2 protein-coding genes and 1 pseudogene are annotated in these 1082 nt (G+C 45.2%); all 3 read left to right on the forward strand.

All coding sequences use genetic code 11. The features are described from left to right. Window positions 1-130 (forward strand): annotated as a pseudogene (locus tag A3739_RS25460) (30S ribosomal protein S14); the annotation flags it as partial. 76 nt (window positions 131-206) lie between these two features. Next, window positions 207-599: a 30S ribosomal protein S8 gene (rpsH, locus tag A3739_RS25465; RefSeq protein WP_068475378.1), complete on the forward strand. Its 393-nt coding sequence runs from the start codon at window positions 207-209 to the stop codon at window positions 597-599. 11 nt (window positions 600-610) lie between these two features. Next, on the forward strand, window positions 611-1082 hold a 472-nt coding region (gene rplF / locus A3739_RS25470), incomplete at its 3' end, for a 50S ribosomal protein L6 (RefSeq protein WP_068503225.1).

Here is a 1082-nt window from a genome sequence, read left to right on the forward strand (position 1 = left end):
TCTTCGTAACCGTTGTCAGGTTACTGGACGTCCACATGGCGTTTACCGTAAGTTCAAGCTTTCACGTATTAAGTTGCGTGAAGAAGGAATGGCTGGTAATGTGCCGGGCCTTAAAAAGGCTAGCTGGTAAGCACAACATATTTGGTGTGTTGGTAAGCGCTACATCTATGTAGCGCTGCACAACTAAAATGACAGGAGAACATACGATGAGTATGCAAGATACGCTTGCGGATATGTTTACGCGTATTCGTAACGCACAAATGGCTGAGAAAGAAGTTGTTTCTATGCCATCTTCAAAGATGAAGCTTTCTGTTCTTGAAGTTCTTAAGACTGAAGGTTTTATTGCAAACTACTCCGTTACTGAAGGTACTAAGGCAGAAGTTTCTGTAGAACTTAGATACTTTGAAGGACGCCCTGTAATCGAAGAGATCAAGCGCGCAAGTCGCCCAGGTCTTCGTCAGTACAAAGCGTCGGCTGAATTGCCGAGCGTACGTGGCGGCCTAGGTGTTGCGATTGTTTCTACTTCTCAAGGCGTGATGACTGACCGTGCTGCTCGTAAAGCGGGTATCGGCGGCGAAGTTATCTGTACAGTATTCTAAGGGAGGTTTGCATGTCTAGAGTTGCTAATAGTCCAGTTGAGCTTCCTTCTGGTGTTGAAGTTAAGCTTGCTGACGGCCAACTTGAAGTTAAAGGCGGTAAAGGCACACTTTCTATGGAAGTGAACCCTGCTGTAGAAATTACTCAAGATGGTTCAGTACTTACTTTTGCTGCAAAAAATGGCAGCAAATTCTCTCGAGCGATGTCAGGAACAACGCGTGCACTTGTTAACAACATGGTTGTAGGTGTGACTGCTGGTTTCGAGAAAAAATTACAGCTTATTGGTGTTGGTTACCGTGTTCAGGTTCAAGGTCAAAAATTGAACTTAAACTTGGGCTTCTCACACCCAGTTGAGTACGAATTGCCATCAGGTGTTAAGGCTGAAGCGCCTTCACAAACTGAAATCGTACTTAAAGGCGTTGATAAACAACAGCTTGGTCAGGTCGCTGCTGAAATCAGAGCTTACCGTCCGCCAGAGCCATACA

This window comes from Oleiphilus sp. HI0067 (genome assembly GCF_001635735.1).